We start from the raw sequence: 4,583 nt of genomic DNA on the forward strand, positions 1-4,583 counted from the left end.
GCAAGTAGGGCAGGCAAGGAAACTTTTCGTTTCCGTCTGGTCTGCGAGCCAGAGCTTTTTGTTTTGTAATTATTTTTTCTTTTTTAATTGCCAAATCCAAAAGATTTGGCGGACTTAGCAACCACGTCCAAGCCTTTAAATATAGCACTTTATGCCCTATTTGCTATAGGTACTGTTGTATGCCGTTATTATTTTATTGTTCAATTTTAATTTCTTCAATAGGATACCCAATTGATGATAATCGTTCTCGTTTAGCTTCAGAGGTACCCTTCTTTTTAATTTTATGAAGCCAATTGTATAACCCTTTAAAGTCAGGGTCGGACTGCTTAACATTAAAGTGACCGTTCTTTTTATAAAATATCTCGAGTTCACTTAGTTTAAGAGACCATTCATGCTCTTTTATGTCCCAAACAACTCCTAGGCTATTTAGTTTTATAACCTTTTCTGATTCCAAATAGATTCTCTTTGTACCACTTAATTTGCCTTTTTTTCTTGTCCGTTGGTCGTTCAACCATCTGCCAAGGCTTTTATAATCAGGATTTAATTGAGGTACATTAACATGACCAAATTTGGCTTTATAGGCTTTAAGTTCTTCGAACTTTTCATTCCATTTATTGAGCCCCCCGCTTGTTTCCACTTTTGGATTCCAAATAAAGTTTAATGAATTAAGGTTTTCAATCTGCTCATCTGACAATTTTGACTTTTTAAACCTACCACGCTGTATTAGTATCCATGAATAGAGAGATGGGTCATCATCTTTTTTGACGTCACAAGAGCCGTGATTGTCAAAATAAATTTTTAGTTCTTGAAACCGATTTAACCATGGGTCTGAGTTGTTTCGTTTAGTGTCAAATTCTATTGAATTCAGTTTTTTGAGGCGGTCTTCGGATATTTTATTGTTGTTTATTAAAAATCTATTACGAGCAACGAAATTGGCAAGTGTTGAATCGCTATAGCCACGTGGGACCTGACAATGACCATGCTCCTCTTTATAAAGTAGTAGCTTTTGAAATGTAATATCCCAGCTTTCACGTTTAGATCGTGTTGATTCAAAATTGAAATCAATTTTTTCTAATTCCTTTTTCTGTTCTTTGGTAATTAGTTGCCTACCTTTTCTGATTCTAAAGACCCATCCATATAATTCGGGATAATCAGCTTGTTTAGGAGCTGAGTTACCATACTTTTGATAATGTTCTTTTAACTGATTGTAATAGCTCTCCCAATCATTCAAATTGGCTTTTTTTCTGAAGCCTATTTCTTCTAGACGAATCTGCTGGGTTTTTGAAAGAGAAGAACCTTTATGAGTAATATTCCCATCTTCTTGTAGTGAGCCATTATTGAGAATGACACGATATTTGTTTGTCCATGTACCTAATCGTGGAAATTCTTTATTTCTTATCGGAACATTAGTGTGCCCATATTTACTCTTAAATTCGAGAAGTTTTTGAATGAATAATTCAAATATGTCTTCATTTCCGTCCCAGTTAAACTCTAATTCATTTAGTTTATCAATTTGTTTTTTTGACAACTTGTTGCTCTTATATCGAACTCTTTGAGCAACTACCCAGTTCCCTAATGATTTATCTTTTTTGTAGCGTGCAGGAACATCGGAGTTTTTGTTTTCTGAAAAATAATCTTTTAGCTTTTCATAATTATCTTTCCATCTAGATTCAGGAGTTTTGTTTTTTTCAATTATGGTATCGAATAGAGTGTTTTTTAGTTTGGTCTCAAGGCCTTCTAGTTGAATTATTTTTTCTGTTTCGGCTAATGAATGGTCAATTTGTATTCTTGAGTTCCTCCTACCTTTGCTAGATGATAATTTATTTATTTCAGCTTCCAATCTTTCATCCTGGTCGCAAAGAGCACGTACTACTTGAATTAGATGATTAAAAATTGGGTTCTGGCTAATCTCTTTTTCTATATCTTGATCTAAATGATGAAAAATAGGGATTACAATAAGCCCCATTTGTTTTTTACCAGAGGGGTCTTTACGTAATGCTCTACCAGAAGCTTGAACGATGTCAATTTTTGATGATTTTGGATCACAAAAATAAATTAGGTCTATTGTTGGTACGTCAACGCCTTCAGTCAGGCATCTAGCATTTGATACAATAGCTCTTTCTCTGTTTTTAAAATCTTCAAGAATTTTTTTTCGATGAGTGGTAGTTTGCTTTCCATTAACACTTTCAGCATATATATTATCAAAGTATTGGTTGTGTCTTTGAGCAAATTCTTGAGCTAATTTTACTTTAGAGTGAAATGTCAAACCATGAAATGCTTGGTGTTTTCGCATAACCAAATCTAAAGCGAAGTTATGAGCTAGTTCTTCAGCTGTGACATCATTTACATATTCACGTTTTATAATGTATTTTTGAATTTCTTTATCGCTGACACCTATTCCAATGATTTTGTAGTCAACTAGGATTTTGTTTTGTATTGCTTCTCCAAAACTCATTCTATAGGCTTCCTCCCCATAAATTTCTGGGTTACTCATATCGCACAAAAGAGAATAGTCTTCTCCTAATCTTGATTTAAGATTTGTGCTTGCAACTTTTGGAGTTGCTGTCATGTAAAGCCTTTTTTTAGATGGTAATTTTTCGTTGCTATGAACTAAAGTGTAAGTGTTTTTTTCTTTACTACCAGCAGTACGATGAGCTTCATCACAAATAGTGAGGTCAAATGAAAAACGGCTAATACTTAAACAAGCTTCTGATACGGCTTTAATAGATTGATAGGTTGAGAAAACTATTTTGTGAGAATCGCTTTGCAAAAAGCTCTTGATTTCTAAGATATCAGTTGTGACAGGTCCTCCAATTTCATAAGTATGAACTTTTGGAGTGTCTTTGTCAGATTTATGAATGTCTTTTTCTGAACATACATATAATGGTTTATATGCTTGAGACTTATGTCTTGCCCAGTCCGTTTTTATTTGTTTGAGTAAAGCAAGTGAAGGCACAAGGACTAACGTTGATTTCGCTTCCAAAGATTCTTTAATCCATAGCGAGGTTAAACTTTTACCAGCACCACATGGTAATATAAGTTGAGCTCTACTATTATTCTTTAAATGAGAAACTGTTTTTGAAATAGCAGTTTTTTGATGTTTTCGCGGTGTATATTTCTCTAATTCTGGAGGATTATTTCCTTTTGCTAATTGGTGTATTATTTGGAAATATTCTTCATTTAACTCAAGTAATGAATCGTTTAGTATTTGTTCATATTTATCAGAAAAAGCCTTTGCAACTTTTGTGACATCTGAAGAATTTGAGAACACGATAACTTTGTCACAATTAGTTCCTAATGCAAAAACATTTGCGATTTTATCACCAGACCAGCTTAAGCTTTTACTTTCATCATTCTTGAATTTACACTGAACAGCATGGTATTTTCCATATATGTCCTCTAAAAGAAGGTCTATTCCATGGTCAATGCTGGGTAGCTTTAAATGTTCTTTTACACGGTTGGGTATTTCTTCATAGTACCATACATTCTTGTAAAAATCTTTTTTATCTGGGACTGTTAAAAAATAGTGTTTTGAGAAACATTCGAATATTTTACCAGCTAGTGTTTTTTTACTGGTTGTTTCTGTTTGTATCGTGTTGTGTTCCTCTAATTTACCTTTAAGTTCAGACCACTTAGTTACACCGTCTAATAGTTCAGATAATATTTGATTCTCTTTCAGCATTAATGTGATTAAATGATCTTATTCTAATGGCATACAACGGTTCGGCTATGATCTGTTGCGGAAAACGTCCGTAGGACTTTTCCGCCCGGTTCCGAGCCATTGTTAAAGATATGGATTTCCAGCCTGCCACGCCAGAGGCGTGGTTAGGAAATCCACCGTGAGCAATTGATTATAGGTATTGTTGGCAACAGTGGTTAAGCTTATGTGTAAGGACATCATTTTGGCCCATTCCTTAATTTTTCCTTCCCCGAAACTAGCACCTTTTAAAATTCCATTTACATTCAGTTAGTTCCTATATTTTTTAAATAAAAACACTAGTAGAACTAGCAAAGGTATTAGAGAAATTTTTAGATACATTGTCATAATGAAAGAACGATATTGTCTTCTGTAATATTCATCGGGGGCATCTTTCAAAAAATTGTCATTTGTTATTTTACTGCTGTAAATTGGGTGTTTGTCAAGGTTGTAATTAAAGTATTTTTCGCTACCAATAGCCATTTTAATTTTGGAATTATTGCTTAGTAAAGAACCATAAATAATTAACAAGTTTGGGCTGTTATTGGTATATGTATAATCCTTTGCTGTTCGAAAAATTAAGGAATCAATGTTCATAAATTTTTCAGGATTTTTTAAACTTTTATAGTTATAATAATCATTAAAATAATTCCCTTTTAATATTCCTGAAATTGATATTGATATAGAAAATATTAGGTTTGTAATTGCCAAAAAAACTATAATTAAAACTACTTTGTTTTTCATTGATTTAAACCATTGCTTATGTCTCCATTAATTCGTTTAATCTAGAATATTGTACTATTGTTGCCAACGGCTCGGCTATGATCTGTTGCGGGAAATGTCCGTAGGACTTTTCCGCCCGGTTCAGAGCCATTGTTAAAGATAT

The 4,583-nt window shown here is 33.3% G+C and carries 2 protein-coding genes; both read right to left on the reverse strand.

Annotation, left to right across the window (positions count from 1 at the left end):
- Nucleotides 1-193 precede the first annotated feature (193 nt).
- Entirely contained in the window at nucleotides 194-3,682 is a 3,489-nt protein-coding gene (locus tag PHU20_RS20040) for a DEAD/DEAH box helicase (RefSeq protein WP_274827186.1), read from the reverse strand.
- Between the two features lie 285 nt (nucleotides 3,683-3,967).
- Nucleotides 3,968-4,441, reverse strand: coding sequence for a hypothetical protein (locus PHU20_RS20045; RefSeq protein ID WP_274827187.1), 474 nt, complete (start codon nucleotides 4,439-4,441; stop codon nucleotides 3,968-3,970).
- Nucleotides 4,442-4,583 lie beyond the last annotated feature (142 nt).

The organism is Maribacter polysaccharolyticus (assembly GCF_028882255.1).
In the GTDB taxonomy this organism is placed as follows: Bacteria; Bacteroidota; Bacteroidia; order Flavobacteriales; family Flavobacteriaceae; genus Maribacter_A; species Maribacter_A polysaccharolyticus.

Coding starts and splice junctions, on each gene's coding strand:
- PHU20_RS20040 (WP_274827186.1), bottom strand. CDS start 3,682: ATGCTGAAAGAGAATCAAATATTATCTGAACTATTAGACGGTGTAACT.
- PHU20_RS20045 (WP_274827187.1), bottom strand. CDS start 4,441: ATGAAAAACAAAGTAGTTTTAATTATAGTTTTTTTGGCAATTACAAAC.